This is a genomic window from Pseudozobellia thermophila (assembly GCF_900141855.1).
GTDB classification, from domain to species: Bacteria; Bacteroidota; Bacteroidia; order Flavobacteriales; family Flavobacteriaceae; genus Pseudozobellia; species Pseudozobellia thermophila.
Genome location: NZ_FQYU01000001.1, coordinates 1 through 21,072 on the forward strand (window position 1 = coordinate 1; position 21,072 = coordinate 21,072).

General features: G+C 42.7%; 13 protein-coding genes and 1 tRNA gene. 5 read left to right on the forward strand and 9 right to left on the reverse strand.

The window, feature by feature from the left end; genetic code table 11:
• Positions 1 to 93: 93 nt before the first annotated feature.
• The 5 genes from cas2 to BUB37_RS00025 form a co-directional block, all read right to left on the reverse strand.
• A complete protein-coding gene (gene cas2 / locus BUB37_RS00005; protein WP_072986473.1) occupies positions 94 to 441 on the reverse strand; it encodes a CRISPR-associated endonuclease Cas2 in 348 nt (115 codons plus the stop codon).
• Positions 442 to 473: 32 nt separating this feature from the next.
• Positions 474 to 1,370, reverse strand: a complete 897-nt coding sequence (cas1, locus tag BUB37_RS00010; protein WP_072986476.1) for a type II CRISPR-associated endonuclease Cas1 — start codon at positions 1,368 to 1,370, stop codon at positions 474 to 476.
• Positions 1,371 to 1,379: 9 nt separating this feature from the next.
• Positions 1,380 to 5,618 (reverse strand): type II CRISPR RNA-guided endonuclease Cas9, encoded by a 4,239-nt coding sequence (gene cas9 / locus BUB37_RS00015; protein ID WP_072986478.1) that lies wholly within the window; start codon positions 5,616 to 5,618, stop codon positions 1,380 to 1,382.
• 851 nt (positions 5,619 to 6,469) lie between these two features.
• Positions 6,470 to 7,993 carry a sensor histidine kinase gene (locus tag BUB37_RS00020; protein WP_072986480.1) on the reverse strand — a complete coding sequence of 508 codons (1,524 nt, stop codon included), beginning with the start codon at positions 7,991 to 7,993 and terminating at the stop codon, positions 6,470 to 6,472.
• Positions 7,994 to 8,012: 19 nt separating this feature from the next.
• Positions 8,013 to 8,750 (reverse strand): LytR/AlgR family response regulator transcription factor, encoded by a 738-nt coding sequence (locus BUB37_RS00025; protein ID WP_072986483.1) that lies wholly within the window; start codon positions 8,748 to 8,750, stop codon positions 8,013 to 8,015.
• A gap of 253 nt (positions 8,751 to 9,003) precedes the next feature.
• Between BUB37_RS00025 and BUB37_RS00035 the strand changes: the two genes are divergently transcribed.
• A complete protein-coding gene (locus tag BUB37_RS00035; RefSeq protein WP_139278045.1) occupies positions 9,004 to 9,807 on the forward strand; it encodes a collagen-like protein in 804 nt (267 codons plus the stop codon).
• A 1,474-nt stretch (positions 9,808 to 11,281) separates the two neighbouring features.
• On the opposite strand, the gene BUB37_RS00045 is transcribed toward BUB37_RS00035, so the two are convergent.
• Positions 11,282 to 11,608, reverse strand: a complete 327-nt coding sequence (locus BUB37_RS00045; RefSeq protein ID WP_072986492.1) for a YegP family protein — start codon at positions 11,606 to 11,608, stop codon at positions 11,282 to 11,284.
• A gap of 1,045 nt (positions 11,609 to 12,653) precedes the next feature.
• Here BUB37_RS00045 and BUB37_RS00050 point away from each other — a divergent pair.
• Entirely contained in the window at positions 12,654 to 13,655 is a 1,002-nt protein-coding gene (locus BUB37_RS00050) for a type IV toxin-antitoxin system AbiEi family antitoxin (RefSeq protein ID WP_072986494.1), read from the forward strand.
• Positions 13,636 to 14,472 (forward strand): nucleotidyl transferase AbiEii/AbiGii toxin family protein, encoded by an 837-nt coding sequence (locus tag BUB37_RS00055; protein WP_072986496.1) that lies wholly within the window; start codon positions 13,636 to 13,638, stop codon positions 14,470 to 14,472. The genes BUB37_RS00050 and BUB37_RS00055 overlap by 20 nt, the downstream gene beginning before the upstream one ends.
• Positions 14,473 to 14,691: 219 nt before the next feature.
• Here the strand turns inward: BUB37_RS00055 and BUB37_RS00060 are convergent.
• From BUB37_RS00060 to BUB37_RS00070, 3 genes are all read right to left on the reverse strand, one after another.
• Positions 14,692 to 14,765, reverse strand: a tRNA-Asp gene (locus BUB37_RS00060).
• A gap of 74 nt (positions 14,766 to 14,839) precedes the next feature.
• Positions 14,840 to 15,769 (reverse strand): DUF58 domain-containing protein, encoded by a 930-nt coding sequence (locus BUB37_RS00065; protein WP_072986499.1) that lies wholly within the window; start codon positions 15,767 to 15,769, stop codon positions 14,840 to 14,842.
• A gap of 97 nt (positions 15,770 to 15,866) precedes the next feature.
• Positions 15,867 to 18,242, reverse strand: coding sequence for a GAF domain-containing protein (locus BUB37_RS00070; protein ID WP_072989577.1), 2,376 nt, complete (start codon positions 18,240 to 18,242; stop codon positions 15,867 to 15,869).
• A gap of 214 nt (positions 18,243 to 18,456) precedes the next feature.
• Here BUB37_RS00070 and BUB37_RS00075 point away from each other — a divergent pair, with 214 nt between their 5' ends.
• Positions 18,457 to 19,353, forward strand: a complete 897-nt coding sequence (locus tag BUB37_RS00075) for a metallophosphoesterase (protein ID WP_072986501.1) — start codon at positions 18,457 to 18,459, stop codon at positions 19,351 to 19,353.
• Positions 19,354 to 19,401: 48 nt separating this feature from the next.
• A complete protein-coding gene (locus BUB37_RS00080) occupies positions 19,402 to 21,039 on the forward strand; it encodes a sulfatase family protein (protein ID WP_072986504.1) in 1,638 nt (545 codons plus the stop codon).
• Positions 21,040 to 21,072: the final 33 nt, after the last annotated feature.

Genomic DNA, 21,072 nt, shown 5'->3' on the forward strand with positions numbered 1-21,072 from the left:
GGCTGGTATTCTTGTTTTTAGCCCCTGTCATAGAATAAAAAAACAAATATCAAAAATAGGGCACACCCCTTGGCCCATCAAGGAATTTGTTTTCTAAAACAGCTCCAACTGTTGGCTAGGCGGTTCGGGCTCCAGCTCCTTTTGCCCGTGGAACAGTTCAATCATGCCAAACTGTTTGTCGGTAATCTGCATGATCGCCACCTTTCCCTTCTTGGGCAGGGCCCTTTTGACCCGCTTAATGTGTACGGCGGCATTTTCCCTACTGGCGCAAAAGCGCATATAGATACTGAACTGGAACATGGCAAAGCCGTCGTTCAGCAAGTCCTTCCTGAACTTGGCCGCATACTTTCTATCGGTCAGGGTGTCGGTCGGCAGGTCAAAAAAAACAAGTACCCACATGCTTCGGTATTGGTTGAGTCGTTCAAATCGGTTTTGGTCCATACATGCCCGGTCTTTGCCAGAAGCCTTCTTAACTATTCAAATTCGGGGTACATGAGCTTCCGGCTACTGCCCAAAAAGCATTCGTACAGGCTGTTGGTGGTGCGGCTCATGGCGTTCATCAAGGGGCTTTGCTTGCCGTCTATGACCACGTCCATGGCCGGGATCCGCAAGAGTTCGGCCTTTAGGTTCTTGTTCAGTTCCTCGATCGCGCAGCCCGTTTCCACAATCTCGTAGACCAAGGCATCGACATAGGGCCGATAGGGCTCCATGATGTCATCGGCCAAGCAAAAAGCATTGTACTTGTTGCGGTGAAAAATGCCCACCGAGGGCAGCAGGCCACTGGAGCACAGGGCCCGGGCCGTCACCGCCCGTAAAATGGCATAGCCGTAATTAAGCAGGTTATTGGGCGGCAGGCCCTTTTGGTTGCGGCTAAAGCCTTCGAGGTCGAACAAATGCTGAAAGTAATAGGCGGCGGCAATGGCCTCGTGGTTTTCGGCATCGCCGCTCTTTACCTCCCGGGCCCAGCGCCTTAGCTTTAGGGCCCTCTTTTGGCGGGCCAACAAATGCCGGGCCTGGTTCTCGATCTTGGCCATGACCGTCTGTTGCCAGAGCTGCTTTTTTAGGGGCAGGCTGGCGTTGAGTTGGTGGCGCATCCGCTCGGTCTGTTCGGTATGGCCTACCAAGGGCTGGAGAAAGCTACAGGGCAGGTGCTGCCGGTCGCAGGTGATCACGGCCGTCTTGTTCTGTACCAGTTTCATCAGCAGCCCGTTGGTCAGGGTGATCTGCGGATCTTCGAGCACCACATAGCCCAGGTCTTCGATAGCTACCGTTTTTTCCGGTCGGTCTTCCTCGGGATAGCGGACCACCAACTGCTCGTTACGGGTGCTTAAATAGGCAGGGTTGCCAAAAAACAGGGTGCGTTTGATCATGGCTTTTTGTTAATATTCCCCTACTTGAACGATTTCTCCCAGATAATTCAATCTCACCTTAATTATTCCATCTAACTTTTCAGGTGTTTGAAGGAATTGGTATTTCTTTCCAGACAACATCTTAAGTTTTTTTAAATCATCCCCTGTTGTCGCCTGAGTTTCCAGATGATGAGAAAACATATAATTTTTTGTTGAGATTTTCTGAACCCGAAACAAATTTGGGCTAATCAAGGCTGCATTTTTCCCATCCATCAAATCAATTTCCTTTGGCTCAAAATTTTCCGAAGGAAAAACAAACATTTCATTCTGCTTCATTGTAAACTTAAATTTCCATCCTAAGTTTACATTATAATCTTTGTCTACAACAGGTAAGCCTTCGTTTACTCTGGCAACAGCCTCATAAAACGAAACGACTTTTTCTTGCAGCTTTCCATCTTTATCCTCATAAATGGCTACATGGTGATTATTTCCAGTGCTCACATAGTCAACAGGTATCGCTTGCCCGTTGTCATCTAAAATTTCATTTCCTAAATGATCTTTGGCCGTATGAAGAGGTTCGGCATTGTTAACACCTTTAATGGTAACCCGTTTTATAGAAATACCCTTTTCTTTATTTAACCAAATAGGGTGTTTGTCTAAGTTGGAAAATGCTTCTTTTGCATTGTTTCCGTATTCGTTCAATCGTTCTTTAAGTACAGCTTTTATTTTTTCATCAATAACCTTTTCGATTTTTAGTTCGGGCCCAATTTCCTTTCTTATCGTATAAACCTCTTCAAAACACATGACCTCTTTTAAAGATTCTCCTTTATAGAATAAAGGTTGTTTCTTTATTGTTTTGGCATCAAAGGCCTGTTCTCCATTATTGTTAAACTGTGCCAAATGAGATAACACCAATTCTCTTTGTGCTTTGTCTATAATTAATTTTGCCTGTTCTATCGTAAAGCGCTTATTGAGTTTGGTTGCCTTAGCTTGTGGTTGTTTTATTTTGCCGTAAACGGTTTCTTTATGTAATTGTCCTCTAGGCGTTAATTGAACCTTGGCATTATACTTACCACCACCTTTCTTTGTTTTATTAATGTTCTGGGTTACGACTTTGTTTTTGGTTTTAAAGGAAATTAAAATGGATTCTATATGCTCTTTGGCTTTTGACCTAAAATTGGGCATTGGAGGAATAAACTTTCGTTTACTATTACCATTTTTGTCTTTATACACTTTGGTAATCGTGTTTTTCAAGGCATAAAGTGGGCTATTTTCCAAATCAATACCGCCATCCTTTAAACTATGATAAGTGTTTAGGTTATTTAGGTACTGTATATGATTATGTGTGGTAAAAGCAACGGTTAAAGCATCCATGGCATGGTGTCTATGGTCATTTCTTTTGGTCCAATCTTTAATAACCTCAATTTTTTTACCATTTTTCCGCTCTTCCATTTCTGTTAAGCCCAAAGCACGGTATTTAGGTAAATTGAGTTCCTTCATTACGTTTATTAAATCCCAATCTTCACGTAACTTATCTGTAATACTACCTGAAGTGGACACTACATTCCTAAACACTTCATAAAGCATTTGTTTGGCTTTCTTGGCTATGTATTGGCTATTACGTAAATCGCGCTCAATAAATCCATCGGGCAACTTGCTTTTTGTCATTAACAGCTTATTGCGCTTGGCTTTCGATATATACCCCCCTTTGAACAACTCCTCTACACGTAGCTCATAATTCTCTAAATCTGACTGATAATCTTGGGCAATAAAATCGTAGGCTGTACGATCGGCCTTTTTTAAGTTGTCTTTCTTGAAAGCCAAGGTCTTGTTTGAATAAGAATCATCAAACAACATGGCCTTGGGGATAATATGTTCAATATCTATTTTTTTGCTAAATAAATCCTCGTGTTTGATTTGGGTGTTGGTAAAAATATCTTTAAAACCCCTTGTTTCTAATTCCTTCCACAAACGGTATCGGACCACATCGTTTTTAGTAGGATTAGGGATACCAAATTCTTTGGTAATGGTCTTTCTTATATCTTCATTACGCTTGGTAGCATCTGCGATACTTTTGGTCATATCGGCACGTTCCTTGGCCGACTTTTTAAGCTCTCTGGCCAATTCAATTCGTACTTCGTCAGGTTTGCCATACGTTTCAATAACCTGGTTAACAAGGTTAACCATTTGATTTAATATTTTCTCTACAACAGGGTTACGTAAACTGTTTTTCTTAAGCAATTCCAATGACGGTTTCAGTACCCTGTTCGCTTGTTCTTCTGCGGTTAAACTATTGGAATGGTTATAGCCTGCCAAATCACATGCTTCCGAATAGACATGTCCCTCTTTTAGGTAAGGTAAAATCTTTCTAATTGCTTTTGAGGACAGATTGCCATAATCGGGCTGTAGTGCCATATTGGCCAACATTGCCACATATTGTGGTTTAAAACCATACTTAAGATTTAGTTTCTTTTTTAGAGCCACACTCGAGTTTCCATAAACGAGCTTGTCTTCTTCTGTTATTTTATCGTCTTCTTCGGCAGAATATAACAAATGCCACAATTGATAGCTTGCTTGTTTATCAAAGTCATCTTTATCCGCATCAAAATCAAGAATAGCTGCATCGATACCTATTTCTGGGAAAATGGATTTAAGTTCGCTCTTTATAGCTTTAGCGGATTTTTTTGCCCAATCAAAACCATACCCTTCGTTTTCGGCTATGATTTGATAGACATCATAAAGCGCTTTGTTGGTTCTATTCCCTTCTATTTTTTCAAAATTGCACTTCCAATCCGAGAGCTTTTTTATCTCTAAAATGTACTTGTTCAGAATTTTTAATATGTCATTTGGTTTTAAATCACCTCGTAGGTTTAATTCTTCAAAAATGGCTTCTTTTGTTTCCTTATCCAATTTTTGAAATTCAATTATCTTATTCTCTTCGGTATTCCGAAATTCTAGGTTATTTAGGTTCTGCCATATTTTAAACTCTTGAAAAAGTGGGGACGATTTTGGAATTACCTTTCTGCCTATGGTTCTGGCCTTATGTTTTCCTGTTTCTTTTTCAACATAAGTTTGCTCCCAACTTTCAAACTGACAAAAACTTATCAATCCTTTTTGGGATTTTAACTTACGCTGGTAGAAAATAACCACATCTCTAATCTCTTTCTTTAAGTCATCTGTAAGTTCTGGATGATATTTACTCTGTGTTTCCCATAAGGTTTCAAACTCATCAAGATAATCTTGGCGATAAAACACTTGGTTTTTTAAGGTAGTATGCGGGTTTTTTAATACCTGTTTATATAAATATTCTCCAACTGTTTCTCCATTAAAATATAAGGCCTTGCTTCTATCGGAGATTGCTCCTAAATACCCGCTAGACTTGTTTAAATCATTATTGATGTCTTGAAGCACTATCGCTAAATGTTCCAATTCAAGCTTCTGTGTCAAAGCTTCTACGCGCCATTGATAACGCTGCAAACGTTTTTCAGCAGCCGTACCTTTTTGTTTGATTCCAACAATCTCAAAAGGCTTCTGACAAATAGCCCAAGTTTGGCTTTTGTTTTTCCCTTCCAAGGCTTTAAATAAATCATCCGTAAGAATATCAGGGTAATATTTTTTTTGAGATTCCCAAACGTTCTTAAACTCATTTTTTAAATCGGAACGATAAAAATCAGGGATATACTTTTTGTTTTCTTTTAATAACCTCAGCACATACTGTCCTGGAGTTAAACCTTCCTCATATAAGGTTTTGGCAATCGCCATACCATCTATAGCCTGTCCTTCCTCTTCACTGGTAGCTTTTCTACTACTCTTATATCCTCTTTTCTTGTTGATGGCCAAAAGAACTTTTGCAAAATCAGTTAAATCAATTTGCTCTTTCGCTGCCAAAGCTCTTAATCTTAGAGTTTCGTGAGTGGTGTTTTTTCCTATTTCGGTTAGAGGAGTATCATCATTAATGATATTATTATCTTTTAAAATTGAAATAAGGTTTTCCCTTCTTAATTTGTAGCGTTGCAAATTACGTCTTGCTCCTCTTTTTTGTGTTCTGGAAGCATTTGGAGAGAGCCCTTTTCCTCCTATAAAATCGGCAATAGGATTTTTTGACTCCGAGACTTTACCAGATTTATCAACCTTACTGAAATTATCATATTGAATTACTCGAACACCAAGCTTTACAATTTCCGATTTTTCACTGGTATTTTCAGCTTCATCCACCAACGCCCATCCAATAGAGTTGGTTCCTAGGTCCAATCCTAAAATTCGTTTCATGTTGTTTGGTTTTTTCTAAAAAGGGTAAAATACTGAGTTATTTTTTAAGTTCCTTACAGAAAAGCGTATTGAAGACTTCTACGACTTTTTTTATATTTGCATATCTGAAAGCAATTCACAATAAGGATTATTCCGTTGTGAAAACATTTAAGGCGGCATTGGTTGATTCCAGTGTCGCTTTCTGTTTATTATCTTTAAATGTCTTTATTAGTACTTTTGCATTCATAAGCTATTTCGCAGTGAAATAGTTGACAACACCCTCGTTTTTCTATGGAAGCACCCTACCGTAAACGCTATCTATACGCTACTTCCCTTCTTTTCTACCTGGCGGTAAGGAAAAGGTTTGCCCAACCCTAAAATAATGGAAGACTGATAAAAACCCAAATCGAACCAATGTATACAGTAGGCAGTGTTCAGTAGGCAGTGTTCTGTGTTCAGTACTCAGTGTGCAGTACGCAGTATGCAGTGTTCAGTAGTTCGTAGTTTTTAGTTAATAGTTTTTAGTTAATAGTTAATAGTTAGTGAAGTACGCAGTGTGCAGTACTCAGTATGAAGTAAGGAGTAAGCACCACAAGAATCACCGCCAACCGCCAACTGCTAACTGCTAACTGTTAACTGTTCATTGCTAACTGTTCATTGCTAATTGCTAATTGCTAATTGTTCATTGTAACCTGCCAACTGTTCACTGCTAATTGTTAATTGTTAATTGCTAATTGTTCATTGTCCACTGCTCACTGCCAACCGCCCCGTAACCCATCTTCCCTTCAATAAAAGCGCTATCGTTAAAAACCTATAAATACTAGATAAACCTAGGGGTATTCACCAGATTATTGCCTTATTCCAAAGGGGGATTACATAGTTCCCACAGTAAGTATCGGCAAAGACAAAACCACTTTTGTACCCATGGGCTTCCCTGTTTTTTCTTCCTTGAGGTCAATTACCCTTACCTTGAACTCCTCCTTGAACTTTTTCGAGAAAAAATCCAAGCGGTCTTGTAAAATGGAGAGGCCCAGTGATTTGTCCTTGAACTGGGCGTGGAGGTTTCGCTTTTGGGATGCTTCGCGACCGATTCCGTTATCCTCAACGGTTATCCGTAGTCGGTCGGGACCTTCGGCCTTGATTTCGATCTTCAATAGTTTGTCCCCTTTTTTGGTGGTAAGACCGTGCCAAATCGAATTTTCGACAAAGGGTTGAAGCAGTAAAGAAGGAATAAGCACCTGGTCTGGTTTCAGGCTTTCATCGACGTGATAGGTATAGGTAATGTTGTTCTTAAAGCGGTCGCTTTCTATTTCCACATACATGCGAATGGTATTCATTTCCTTTTCCAAGGTAATAAGGTCTTCGCGGGAACTCTCCAAGGTGCCACGTATCAATTTCGAAAACCTTCCCAAGTAATAAATGGCCTTCTCTTGATTGTTCTCGATCAAGTACGACTTGATCGAGCCCAGCGCATTGAAGATAAAATGGGGGTTCATTTGACCACGGAGGGCATCGAGGCGAAGTTGGGCAAACCTGTTCTCCATTTTCATGGTAAGCTTTTCGGTACGTTCTTTTTGCGCCTCTGTGGTGAGCCCCTCCATCTCGGTCTTTGTCTGTATCAATTCATCCGACAATGTGCGGTTGATACTCTCCTTGATGGCCTGGTTCTCTTCCAATTGGGCAATGTACTTTTTCTGTACAATGGCCTTCTTTTTATACGCCATTTTTTGTTCGAGCCCAATAGCCAAGGCAAACAATAGACTTTCGATCAAAACCCCCAGATAGAAAATATAAAGCGTTTCTTCTTCAACCCCAGATTTTTCCAACGAAAACAGGGTAATGGTCACGTAGGAAATAAAAAGGGCCGACATACCGCTCAGAATATACCATTTGATCATTCGCTCTCGCCCCATCACCATATAAAGCACCACTACGAACAAGACCACGTTCAAGGGAAGGAAGAAAAAGCCGTGGAAATAACCGATCCAATAAGGTTGATAGCCGATCAATTGCACTGCCCATAACGACAGGTAAACCGGCGATACGACCGCATACGTCCATAAAATGCCTTTGACAATAGTCGGATATTCCCTTTTTAATCGCATGATATCCATAATAAAGAAGCAGAATAGCATAGATGCCGTCAATTGCGCGGGATAATGCATCCAGTAGGTGAGATTCCTTCCTACAAGCGAATCGAAAAAATCGGAGAAAAAGACGCCATCAATGTACTTGAGCAGGTTTACCCCGTTGACCAGGGCATAAAGGCTGTAAAAGAGATAGAAGCGTTTTTTGTGCTGAAAGAACTGGATCAAAAAGAATACAAAGAGGTAGAAGAGCACCGACACCACGAAAAACCCGAACCCGTTTTGGTTGCTTTCCTTTAAAAAATCCATAGTAGCTCCGTAATAAGGTCTAGTGGCCCATACTGTTTAAGAATGCCTCCCTTTTGTTTCTGGAAATCGGAATCTTATTTTTATCGGACAGAACAAGATAGCCCTCGGACCGCAAATACTCGTTTACCTTCAGCAGGTGTACAATGTAAGAATTATGCACCCTGAAAAAGAACCTCTTGGGCAAGAGCTCTTCCAGTTCCTTTAGTTTTTTTGACACCAGTAGCCGCTCTCCCGATTCCAAAACCACTTTGGAGTAATTGCCATCGGACTCGCAATATAAAATTTCCTCCACCCGGAGGAACAAGACCTTTCCACTTACGGGTATCGGCACCACCTGCGGGGAACTGGCTTTCGAGAGGGCCTCAAAGGTCTGTTCAAACTGATGTTGAAAATTCTGCGCCCCGTTTATCCTTTTCAATTTTTCAATCACGCAGGCTATATCGTCCTCGTCCACAGGCTTCAATAGGTAATCTACGGCGCTTTCCTTTATGGCCTTTATGGCGTATTGGTTATAGGCCGTGGTTATCACCACGGCAAAGTTGCGGTATTCCAATTTGTCCAAAAGGGAAAAGCCACTCATTTCCGGCATTTCTATATCCAAAAAAACGCAATCCGGTTTCAGGTAATTTATCCCGGAGATGGCCTCTTTGGGAGAGGTAAAGGTTTCAATAACGGAAATGAAGTCGGTATGTTTCCGCAATTCCCAGGATAAACTGTTTATGGCCGCAACCTCATCATCTACAATAATGGCTCTCATGGCATATGCTATTTTCCCAAAATTAAAAATTGATCGCCCGCCATGCCGCTACATCATGATACTTGGTATCAATAGGTGTATGGCTTGCATAAATAGCGTACCGTCTGCAATTTCCGCTAAAAAAGACCCTTACGGGCAAGCTATACAAAAAAAGGAAGCGTTGGCGAAACCGATTCGACCTCCCATCACCAAGCTTGGTCAAGTGTGGTACGGATGCCATTAATTTCGCCCCTCAAAATATAAAAACAAAAACATGAAAACAAGTTTTTTCTCATTTAGAATGCCATCGAGCATTACATTGCCCCTATTGGGCTTAAAGAGCCAAAGATTTGACTCCCTTAGTTTTAAGCGGTCAAAAAGCCCGTTGCTCATGACAACCATGTTGCTTTTGGCCATAGGCTTCGTTTCCTGTTCCGGTGAAGACGGGGACATAGGCCCCGAAGGCCCCGAGGGGCCCCAAGGAGTTGCCGGTGCTGACGGACTCGATGGTGCCGATGGTATAAGCTGTTGGGACCTCAACGGAAATGGAATTGGGGACATTACCGAAGATGATGCCAATGAAGACATCAATTTGGATGGTGTTGTGGATGCCTTGGACTGTCAGGGTATGGACGGTGAGGATGGCCAAGATGGGGCCGATGGCAACGCCAATGTAAAATTGTACAAATATAACCTTGATGTATTCCTCGACTACACCAATTTCAACCTCAGTATGACGGGCTATATCGAAGATGATCTTGAAGACTATGCCTATCTCTTTTATATTGATCATAAATCGGGCCTGAGGTATCCCATTCCGGGAAGCTTGTACGGAAACAATAGCTATGCAAGGATCTATCCTGATTTTCAAGTTGGAAGATTGTATGTCTTTTTTTATGATAAGAACGATACTCCCGTGGAGATTCCTGGAGGGGAATATACCCATTTGGTCATGGTGGCCATGAAACTGTCCAATACGGCAAAGAACGGAGGAAATCCAATGACAGAGCTAAAAGCTGCCGGAGTCGACACTTCGGACTATAATGCCGTCGCCGACTATTTTGGCCTGGAACAATAGACAAAGGAAGACCATCAATAGTACAAAAGAGCCTCGATTCGGGGCTCTTTCCTGTTTTAAGCGCAATACCATATACGCCTACCATTTCTGAAAAAAAAGAACAGAGGTCCGTTACCGTGGATCTTGAACCGTATGGGGTAGGCAGTGTTCAGTAGCAGTACTCAGTGCGCAGTGTTCAGTGTTCAGTGTTCAGTAGTTCGTAGTTTTTAGTTTTTAGTTAATAGTTACTAGTTAGTGAAGTACGCAGTGTGCAGTACTCAGTATGAAGTAAGGAGTAAGCACCACAAGAATCACCGCCAACCGCCAACTGCAAACTGCCAACTGCCAACTGCCAACTGCTAACTGCTAACTGCCAACTGCTAACTGCTAACTGCTAACTGTTAACTGTTAACTGTTCATTGCTAACTGTTCATTGCTAATTGCTAATTGCTAATTGTTCATTGTAACCTGCCAACTGCAAACTGCCAACTGCTAACTGTTAATTGTTCATTGTTCATTGCTAATTGATAATTGTCTTATTAACCAATTCAAACCCTGGATCCTATCAAGATGCGTAGTACCGGGTATGGGCTAGTTGGTGAGAAAGAAACTCAGGTACGTTATAAAACAAAAAAAGGGAGAAGCATGGCTTCTCCCCCTTTCCCCTGACTACTTACTACAATTTATTCGAGGACGACAAACTTGAATCGCCGCCTGTTACTTAAATTCTTTACTGAACCTATTTTTACCTATTTGCAAGATATTTGGCGATAAGCAAACGGTCTTACTTTTTTATCCGGCCAAGGGCGGCAAGCCCAGGCCTAAGTGAGAACTTCATAAAACAATGGCTAGTGTATAAAGGTTACCCCAAACTACAGGTAAACGATATTTATAGTTTATCAAATATAGTATCGAAGAAAGACCTAAACCATTTATTGTTGTCTGTTAAGGGCGTTTTGTATGGGAAGCCTTATTTTTTGTATATAAAAACCGGCAACGAAAGTGCATTTTGTCGACACGATCAATCGTACCGGTACATATGAAAGCCATTGTATTTTTATGAAAAGAGGGTTCCGATCAAGAAATTGACAAGCATAACGACCTGCAGATGCAATTTAGGCCCCTCGAAATGGCTCGAAAACATCGTAGGGCGGCCAATGGGCACGAGTAAAAAAACGGTAGGGCCCTAGTGGTTTTTTTATAAGCAAAGGGGGAATCAAAAGGGCAAGCGGATGTTCGATGTAGCATCGAAGCTCCTTATAACGGAACGGTGCCATAGGCCTTGATCGAGAGAACCCAATCTTATTTTGACTTATTAAGACAAAGCAATTGGCAAAGGACTTGACCAAATCATTCGGATACCGTTCAAAAGAAAAATTTAAGAATCCTTACCATTTATATGCCCAATTGCGTGCCTACACAACACGTAAGGCAGGCCTTGGGGCCTGCCTTATACTTTAAGATTTAGGGAAATTCCCCAAACTAGTTATAGCTACTATACCTCTTCGACCACCGCGTCGGGTGCATTTTTCTTGACCGAGGCAATGCCGTTTTCCATGGCCGAGGCATTGGAATACATTTGGCTCGCACCGATTACCTGGCCATTGGAGGCCTTTAAATTAAAGTAAGGGCTGCCGTCTTTCGCCGTCTTTCTGTCGTATTTGGCATCGTCCTGCGAATTTTTGCGTACCGATTCGATCCCATTGTCGCAAGAAGCCTTGGTTTTGTATGCTTCACTACTTAAAATAACCTGCCCGTTCGAGGCCTTCAAATTAAACCTGAACTGGTCAGACTTGTCTTTTTTAATTTCGAATTTACCCATGATTTGAATTCTGTTTATTAATCAATTCCTTTACTAACGAATACTACAACATAAAATTATAGCTCGGTAACCAAATCCTGAACGATACGATGCGACTGCGCACTTAAATAAGCCCAAGTACCCAATCGTAACCCACCGTCGGATTTTATTTTTCCCTTTCAAATTACAAAAAGACAAGCGATAAAAACAGGAGGAAGACTATTTTTTTATGGGCAAGGCAGGGTTAACCGTCCGTTGAACCCCCAGAAAAGGACAGGGAAGCGCCAAGATTCGCCGTGGGAAGAAGTAGAAAACAAAAAAGCCCCCAACTTGCGTTGAAGGCTTTTTGCGGTCTGGATCCCGACGGGTCGGGACAGGCTCCGACTTGAACCAGTTGGGTCTTCTTTCCTTTTTCTATAGACTTTTTGCCCTAAGTTTATCTCAGTCAATTAATCAAATATCTCAACATGGGCACGATTGCAATAAAATTTAATTTTACATCCCATACCTTCAACCAATCGGATAAGGGTATCCATAAACCAAAATGCTCTAGGCTTAAGTTTCGCATCTCTAGGATTAGGCAAGAAGTGATTCTCTTGAGAAAGCTTATAAAGTTTAATTATATCCTTACTATTTTCTCAATTTTAAAGTAACTTCTTAATAGTTCGTTCGAGCGAATGAAATGTCGAGACGCTACTGAGCACTTCAACCTTTAAATCCATTCGATGTTCTAATTTATAGGCACACCTGTCATAATCTGTTTCTAACTTTTAAATATATTTCCGAGTCCTGATTTTTCTCTTGGTGATAATACCATTTTATTTACATTTTTATTAAATCTAATTTTTTACCCGTATCCTCTACCTGGTAATGGTATGTTATCTTCGACACAAATCGCTTTTAATCGTTGAAGCTACATTTCTTAATTTTTGCTAATTTACTCAATGGTTGGTCCCAAATCAATTAATTCAAGTCTTGCCTTTATAATACATTTTTTTCGAATAGACATTTTATTTCAATATATTTGGATGTTCATGTTACATGAACAATATTAAAAAATGAACAAATGTTGAGTACCATATACTTAAACGAGTGGTTTGACGCGCTAGATTTCGAAACGGAAGTACGCTATTTATCACATAATAAAGAACGTGCTGAAAAAATATACGAAATTAACGGGGAGCCTGTATTCGTTGAATTTAAAAATGAAGTAAGACCTCAAAACGTATATCATTTTATAAAAAAAAGAAGTAAAAAACTTCCGGTCTTAGTTGCCTCAAAATATATTACCCCCACAGCTAAAGAAGTTTTAAAAGCTCAAGGCATCAATTATATAGAGAGTTATGGAAATGCCTTTCTAAACCTTGAAGGGTTAAAGTTATATATTGAAAAAAATAACGGCAAACCCATTTACAACACAAACACAAAAATTTTTACGCAAGCTGGCTGCCAACTAATCTTTCAATTATTAAAACACCCGGAAACCATTAACAAAACGGTTAGATATTTGGCACATCAAAGTGAGGTATCAATAGGCAGCACCAGTAAAATACTTAACCAGCTACAAGAAGAAGGTTTTATAATTAAGTGGAATGATGAAAAAAAATATCAACTTGTTAACCGAGAAGAGCTACTCGAAAGGTGGATTCCTGTTTTTAATGAAAAAGTATTGCCTAACTACAAAATAGGTCAATTCACATTCTCGGCCTTTAATGAAAATGATTGGCGAAACAAATTACTTTATCCAAGTTTAAAGTGGGGAGGAGAACCCGCTGCGTCACTGCTCACAAACCATCTAACTCCAGAACTTTTTTCCCTTTACACCACGGAAGAAAAAAGAGATATCATTACTAAGTTCAGGCTGGTTCCAGACCCCGATGGCCCTATATCCGTTTACCTTAAGTTTTGGCGAGACAAAAGTGCCATTGAGTCTATCACAAATCTTGCCTTGGGAAAAAATGTGGCCCACCCAATATTGATCTATGCCGAACTTGTTCATAGTGGAAACGAGAGAAATTTAGAAACCGCCAAAATCATCTTTGACCAATATGTCAAACCTAACCTATAAGGATTACTCCTTTGCCAATCACAGGGAGGTATATCATATTTTAGAGGAGGTCTTCGTAGCCAACAACATTACCTACTATTTAATAGGTGCCAATGCCAGGGATGTTCAACTTTATCGTGCAGGAATCAAGCCCACACGTATTACGGCTGATATAGATTTTGCTGTTATGGTACCCGACTTTACTAAATATCAATCCCTGATTGAAGAATTATGTAGTAAGGGATTTCAAAAAACAAATGAAATTTATCGATTGGCATATGAAAAAACCAATACTGTATTAGACCTCCTTCCCTATGGCGAAATTGAACAAAATCATACAGTTAATTTTGACCAAAGGAATATAGAACTATCTGTTTTAGGCTTCAAAGAAGTGGGCGAGCAACTAGAAAAAGTATATATTAAAGAAGCGGGGTTTACATTGCCTACTACACCTATGGTAGGACTTATAATTCTTAAACTGGTCTCGTGGAGCGATAACCTAGATAGAACCAAAGACATAGAAGATATCTCATTATTATTGAACTCGGGATGGGAATTCTATGAACAGGAAGCCTATGAAAAACACTTGGATTTATTTGATGATTCTTTTCAAACGACTACTGCGGCCGCTAGAATTATAGGTAGAAAGATGAAACCTATATTAGAAGCGAATGAAAAACTTTACAAGACCATCATACATATTATAGACGATGCAATCCTTGAAAAGCCGAAAGCAGATATTACCGAAACTACCTTGGCCTTAAAAATGGATAAATCTTTACAAGGAGTTCAAAGAATCTTATACCAAATCAAAAAAGGAATTTTAGATGTCAATTAAGTGAGTCATTAGTAACCTTTTGGACAGGAAGCACTAATTATGGACAAATAAAGGACTTTATCAGTTATCATAGCACCATCTCATAAAGCGTGTAAATAGAAAATAGTGGGGAGGAGGTCACCTAATTCCAAAATCGCTCCCATACAGGCCCTTTTCGGGGCAACTTGGACGACAGGGGCAAAAACAAAAAAGCCCCCAACTTGCGTTGAAGGCTTTTTGCGGTCTGGACGGGACTCGAACCCGCGACCCCCTGCGTGACAGGCAGGTATTCTAACCAACTGAACTACCAGACCGTGGCGTTTAGCGAGTGCAAATATACATCGCTTATTCAATTGCACAAACTATTTTTATTAAAAATAAGCCCTTCTTACAAAAATTTTCTTCGCTCCACCAAATACGTGTTCAATACTTTTGAGAAATCGGCCTTCACATCGACCTCGACATATTTGATGCGGTATTTGGCACACCTGAGCTTAAGTGTCTCAAAATAAGCCCTTATGTTCTTACCATAACTTTCCCTTACCGTATCGCTGTAAAGATCGATATGCTCCCCGGTCTCCACATCGACAAAGCGCTTGGGCACGTTTTCAAAATTAAAATCGCATTCCGTCGCCTTGTCCAATAAATGAAAAAGGACCACTTCGTGCTTGTTGTATTTCAAATGGCGCAGGGCGTCGAACAGTTTTTCGTCGTCGGTCTCGGTCTGAAACATATCGGTAAACAGAAAAATAAGACTGCGCCGTTTTATTTTTTCGGCAATTAGGTGAAGATAGGTATAGGTTTCCGTACTTTGGGGCGGTTGGGCCTCCGTGGCCAATTCGGCCAACTTGGCCAGCAACATTTGATGATGGCGCTCGCTCCCCTTCTCCGGGGCATAATACTTGTACCCATCCGAAAACACACTTAGGCCGACGGCATCGCGCTGCCGCTTCAATACGTTCATAAGGGCGGCAATGGCCAATACCCCATAGCCTATTTTGTTTAGGTTCAAAATGGACAAAGGCCCAACATCGGGGTAGTGCATCGAAGCCGAATTGTCCAAGATCATATGGCAGCGCAAATTGGTCTCCTCCTCATACCTTTTGGTGTAAAGCTTGTCGGTCTTGGCATACAGTTTCCAATCGATATGCCTGGTACTCTCCCCGGTATTGTAAATCTTGTGTTCGGCAAACTCCGCCGAAAATCCGTGAAACGGACTTTTATGAATGCCACTGATAAAGCCTTCCACAACTTGGTTGGCCAAAAGTTCGAGGTTTTGAAAAAGGGAAGCCTTATGAAGTTCCGATTGTATATTCATACCACTAAGATAGGGATATTACCGATGATAGGCTGCCCTTGGACAAGTGCCGCCCCAAAGCCCCGAGCTTTTTATACCAACACTGTCACCGATGGGTTTATGCCCTCAACTCTTCCATCAGGTCGTCGTAGGTAAAGGTCTTTTCCTCGGCCCGGTCGGCCTTGCTGTACAGAATATCGGCACGTATGGCCTTCAGCCCCGATACGCCCTGTAGGCCCTCAAGCTCCACGATTTCGACCTTGCCGGTAAAGTAGCCCTTGGACTTCAAGAACTTGATATAGCGCAAGTACTCCAACTCGTCCTTTTTCTGTGAATAGACGATGGCCATTTTTCCGGGTTGGGTAAGCCGTTCGTTGGTGCCCTTGATAAACGATTTGTCGATGCGCTTTTTGATCACCTCGTAACGGGCATTGTAGGTACCGTCTACGTCGAAGCGTTTTTCGTCCATTCGAAAACGGATGGAAAGCGAGGTATTATAGACCAGTATCAAAGAGGCCACATCAAGGGGCACCGGAAGTTCGGGCCTTAGTTTATAGTGCGTATTTTCCATTTCGCACATCACCTGCAATTGCCACAAACGCAGGTTGCTCAAATATATCGGGTCGAACTCAAGATCGCCCGCTATCGAATCGCCAATGTACATATTGTGCTCAACACCGTCGGTCTTGTACCGCTCAAAATAGTGGGGAAACATGGCTTGGGCATCCCGTTGCCTTCTATCGATAAGGGCGGCCAAGCGTTTGTTGATCAGCATGACGCTTTCGTCGTAATTTCTTCGATGGTCGTAATACGAATCGGTACCCTTGTCTATCGACGATTCATATTCCATGATCAGGTTGCGCAGATCGCGATCGGTCTTTTTCAAATGGGCGAATACCGGGTGGATCTCGTCGGCGATAAAATTGAAGATGGCCTGCTCGCTATTGGTATGAAGAACCTCCTTAATATCTTCCATATGGTCGTTGACCCTGAACATCAACTCTTCGTAGATCGGCAACCTGCTCTTTTGCCATGCACTTTCCAACACCTTGTTAACTGCCGAGAGTTGGATCATCAAATCGCGCTGGATGGCCCTGTTTCGGGCATCGGAAGAATTCTTGATATCGATTTGGCCGTATAGCGGATTCACCTCTTTGAAGACGATTTCCCTAAAGGTGGGCTGAACCCCCTCGAGCTCATCCTTTATAAAGCGCTTGGCCTCTTCCTGAAAACGCCAATACACGGCCTCGTGTACCGAGGTACATTCATTTTGTATAATGGCATCAATCAGGTTTTCTTCCTCCGTTTTGGAGCGCAACACGGCCGATACGATATAGGGCATGATATCTTCGAGCTTGTGGGCATTGACACTGTTAAGGACGTTCTTTTCGGTCGACACCAGCTCCAATACGCCCAACAACTCGTCGTTATGGGCAATGGGAGCGAAAATAGCGCTCTTGATGCCCTGTTCCCCAAGTCTCTTGTACAAGACGGCTTTGGAATTTTTGGTGTAACGATCGATATCGGATATGGCAAAATAGGTGTTTTCGTTAAGCAATTTCCCATAAGAATAACCACAAAGGATGTCCTTACAATTTACGGTCTCGTTATTCTTAAGGACAAAACTTTCCATGCCATCGCCATACACAGGTTCAAAACTATCGTTTTTCGCATTATAGGTCATAAAGCCCGCCCTGAGGTTGGCCTTGTTGAAGAAAGACCTAAAGGTCTCTTGAAGGCCTTCCATAAAGCCCTCGTCGGTTCTTTTGGCACTGGCGATCAGGCTCGATTTTATTTCCGAAATCGAATGCTCGGCAGAGACATCGAACATATTCGAAATCACAAAGCCTTTTGAGATAAAGCTATTTGGGGGTATTTTCTCCTTCCACAAATCGATATTGTCGAAATTGGCCAGCAATTCGTCGAAATCTTCAGGCGTAAGGTCTTTGGCCTTATCGGTGGGTTCAAGTTCGATAAAATCGGCATTGTAGAGTATGCGATAGTGCCGTATTACCCCGTTTGCATCCGGTATGTCGTAGAAAATAGGCCGTTTAAAGTCCAACGAAAAGCCATAATAAAAATTGAGTATCACGGCACAGGCCATTACGTACATCTGATCGTGGGGCATACTTCGCATTTCCGGAACGAAACCCTTTCCCCCGGCTTCTTCCAAAATTTTCCTGAAGCGTCTTGACGAATTGAAGATAACGTCGTTATAGGGAAGCGAGGCCGCCTTGATCTCGTTATCGGTCAAGACCTCGGGAAAAACGTCCTGTAGTATTATTTGAATGACCTCCTTGTGCTTATCCAACAAAGAAACATCGGTAAACCCCTCCCGCAACTCGGGATAGGGGGCCTGCGCGGCCAAAATACGGCGTGCCTTTTGAGCCAAGAACTCATCGTCGCTTTTGGCCATAACCTCGTAGTTACGCAACAGCTTGTTAAAGCTAATAAGTTGCATCAAAGGAAGCTCTTTGCCTTTTTCTACTTTCATACCCATTTTTGGTCGTATCCTTGGGTGTAAAATTACAAAATAAATACCCTCGGATCACTAAATGAATCTTTAAACACCCTTGTTCGTGACCCGCTTGACGAATTTTTGACCCCAAAGCCCCCTAACCCGTCCGGCAGCACACCCAAGAGCCCTACTTTTCTTTCGAGGTTATAAATAACTGTTTAACTTAGCGAACACGTTTCAACCCAAAAAAATGTCATCGTACCGAAGGTTATCACGAGCATACGAAAATGCAAAAACAATTGTGTTCGATGACCGTTCGAAATTTATACTCTTTAGCGATTGCCACCGGGGCGACAACAGCTTTGCCGACGATTTTGCCAACAATAGAAACATTTACTTCCACGCCCTTACCCACTACTACAAGGAAGGCTTTCAATACTGCGAACTGGGCGACGGCGACGAGCTTTGGGAAAACCTGAACTTCGAATCGATTTTCGAGGCCCATAAAAATGTTTACGAGCTCATTAAAAAATTTCATCTTGAAAAAAGGCTTCACATGATCTGGGGCAACCACGACATGGTTTACAAAGACCCTGAATATGTAAAAAGAAACCTGAGCAGCTATTTTGAGCCCATAGACGGCGAATCAAAGGAACTCTTTGAAGGCATCAAGTACAACGAGGCCGTGGTACTGAAGCACAGGGAGACCGGGCAAGAACTATTTTTGACCCACGGCCACCAGGCCGATTGGTGGAACTACACCTTCTGGCGCTGGAGCCGTTTTCTTGTAAGGGTGCTCTGGAAACCGCTCCAGGTTTGGGGCATAGCCGACCCCACCAGTCCCGCCAAAAACTACACCGAACTCATCAAGCTCGAGCGGCGCATCAAAAAATGGATCCTACAAAACGATTTGACGATCACGGTCGTAGGCCATACCCACAGGCCACGCTTTCCTGAACCGGGAGACATCCCCCTTTTCAACGATGGGAGCTGCGTACACCCGCGGAGCATAACGGGTATGGAAATCGAAAAAGGGCAAATTTCGCTCATCAAGTGGCACATTGCCACGACCGAAGACGGTACCTTACGGGTCGTACGCGTACTCTTGGAAGGCCCACAAAAACTCATCGATTACAAAAAGACGTAGAGATAATTCCTATTTTTAAGGGCAAGCGTCAAAAAAACAAACCCTCCTATGGCCATCAAAAACTTGGGATACCCCATATACGCCTTGGTACTGGTCCTTATGCTAACCGCGTGCAACAAAACACCCGACAGCCCCGACCCCAAGCGCCCGAATATCCTGTTCGCCATAAGCGACGACCAATCGTATGGCCATACCAGCTTTGAAGGCTGTACCTTCATCGACACGCCCGGCTTTGACCAGGTTGCGCGCGAAGGGGTCTATTTTTTCAATTGTTATGCCGGATCCCCGGGATGCGCCCCTTCAAGAAGCTCAATCGTAACAGGACGCTATCACTGGCAAAACGAACAATCGGGGCAGCATGCCTCCTCGTGGATGAAAAAACACCTTTCCTTCATTGACCTGCTTGACAAAAACGGATATCGAACGGGAAGGACCGGCAAAGGGGTCGGCCCCTTTAGATATGCCAGAAACGCAAAAGACTCCCTTTTTAGGGCTACCGATGCAGCGGGTATCGAACACAGTCATATCGCCTACAGCCCCGACAACGACGAACGCTACGCCGATGGTATCTCCCCCACCGACTATTTCGCGAATTTCAAATACTTTATGGAGAATTCACCAAAAGGCCGACCCTTCTTCTTTTGGTACGGTGCCAAAGAGCCCCACAGAACATACGAACAAGACTCCTGGAAAAGGCACAACAAACAGTTACATGACGTCGAGGTACCCGGTTTTTTGCCCGACAACGGCCTGGTACGCGGCGACCTCTTGGACTATGCCCTGGAAATAGAATGGTTCGACCTGCACCTTCAACGCATGCTTGAATACCTTAGGGAAATCGGGGAGCTGGAGAACACCATAGTGGTCGTCACCGCCGATAACGGCATGCCCTTTCCCAGGGCCAAGGCCAATGGCTACGACCATGGCGTACATGTACCTATGGCCATTCGCTATCCCAAAAAATTCCCCGGCGGAAGAACCGTAAAAGACCCTATAGGCTTTGTCGACCTGGCACCCACCTTTCTCGAACTTACCGAAACAAAGACCTCAGGCATGCTCCCGTTTTCGGGAAAAAGCCTGGTCCCTCTTTTAGCGGCGGAAGGGGAAGGCCAAATAGACAGCTCCCGGGCATTTATCCTCTCAGGACGCGAAAGGCACTCCTCATCAAGATATCTCAACAAAGGGTATCCGCAGCGAATCATCAAAGGAGGCGATTTCCTCTACATCTGGAACATGGAACCCGAACTGTGGCCGGCCGGGGCACCCCAAAGGTTTCATCCGCAAGACAGCACCCGGCTCATGCCCATGTTCGGGCTCGACGGGCAAGGCGACTATATCCCCGATGCGGCCTTTATGGATATCGACGATTGCCCCACAAAAACCTTTCTTATCGAAAACCACAAAGACGACAACATTCAATACTATTTCGAACTGGCCGTGGGCAAACGCCCCGAATTTGAGCTCTTCAACGTGAAAAAAGACCCCGACTGCCTGTACAACCTTGCCGGAAAAGCCCCCTACCACGCAATCGAGCAAAAGCTCAAGGAACAACTCCTAGGGGAATTGAAAAGAACCAAGGACCCTCGGGTCTCTGGCCCGAACAGGGAAGTATTCAACTCCTATAGGCGTTACTCCCCCATTCGAAAATACCCAAACCCAAAAACTTCGAAGCAACCAAACATTTAATCTACAAGGGTTTACCCAAAACAGGTAAATTTT